Source organism: Mycobacterium sp. IS-1264, assembly GCF_001954195.1.
In the GTDB taxonomy this organism is placed as follows: domain Bacteria; phylum Actinomycetota; class Actinomycetes; order Mycobacteriales; family Mycobacteriaceae; genus Mycobacterium.
Genome location: NZ_MBES01000023.1, coordinates 1 through 1,007, shown reverse-complemented (window position 1 = coordinate 1,007; position 1,007 = coordinate 1). Strand labels below are relative to the sequence as shown.

Sequence of the window (1,007 nt, the reverse complement as noted above, 5' to 3'; positions counted from 1 at the left end):
CGTGAGGTGCGCGCTGATCACAGCGACCGCATTGGTGTTGGGGAACACCGGCACGCCGGTAAGGAGGTGATACGCGGTGGCGGCTAGCGCGTACTGATCGGCCCGTCCATCGATGTGGCCGCCCATCAACTGTTCGGGCGCTGCGTAGGCGGCCGTACCAACGGTCATGTTTGTCTGTGTAAGACCACTGATCTCGTCCCGATTGCGGGCAATGCCGAAGTCGGTCAACAAGATACGTTGCTTTCCGCCCTGTGGACGGGTCAGCAGGATATTGGCCGGCTTGACATCGCGGTGCAGCAGGCCTTTCTGGTGGGCATAATCCAGCGCGCTGGCGACGCCGGCAATTACGGTCCGCGCATCGGCAGCCGGCATTCCGGACGGACAGCTTTCCCGAAGCACTCGACGGGTATCGAACCCGTCGACGTAGCGCATCGCGATCCACAAATCACCCTCGAATTCGCCCCGGTCATACACCTCAACGATGTGTGGATGCCACAGCGACGACGCCAAGTCGGCCTCCCTGATGAACCGATCCCGGTAGTCGGGTTGACTGGATAGCTGGTCGTTCAGAATCTTGAGGGCGTCCCGCCGCGGCAACCGTGGGTGCTGAGCGAGGTAGACATCACCCATCGCACCGGTCCCTAATAGCGACACGATGGTGTAGCCGGCGAACGAGGCACCGCTCATCAACGGCATGCGCAAATGTTAACGACGCCCATCGCCGGTTGTTCAAGAATGCACCGCTACGCACTATCCCGAGTCGACGCTGTTTTTGTCGGAGTGTCACTGGTCAGCCGCTGCGCTTGTAGTATGCGGCGCATGCCGCTAGAGGAAGGGGCGGATTTCGCCGGGTTCACCGTGGTGCGGCTGTTGGGCAGCGGCGGAATGGGTGAGGTCTATTTGGCTCGACATCCGCGGTTGCCCAGGCTGGAAGCGCTGAAGGTTTTGCGCGCCGATGTCTCCGCCGACCCAAGTTTTCGAGAGCGGTTCATTCGAGAGGCCGACTT

The 1,007-nt window shown here is 61.4% G+C and carries 1 protein-coding gene and 1 pseudogene; one reads left to right on the top strand and one right to left on the bottom strand.

Translation table 11 applies throughout. The features are described from left to right. The coding region (locus A5744_RS05660; RefSeq protein WP_139331180.1) for a serine/threonine-protein kinase at positions 1 to 696 on the bottom strand (696 nt) is incomplete at its 3' end. Between the two features lie 123 nt (positions 697 to 819). Between A5744_RS05660 and A5744_RS05655 the strand changes: the two are divergent. Next, positions 820 to 1,007 (top strand): annotated as a pseudogene (locus A5744_RS05655) (serine/threonine protein kinase); the annotation flags it as partial.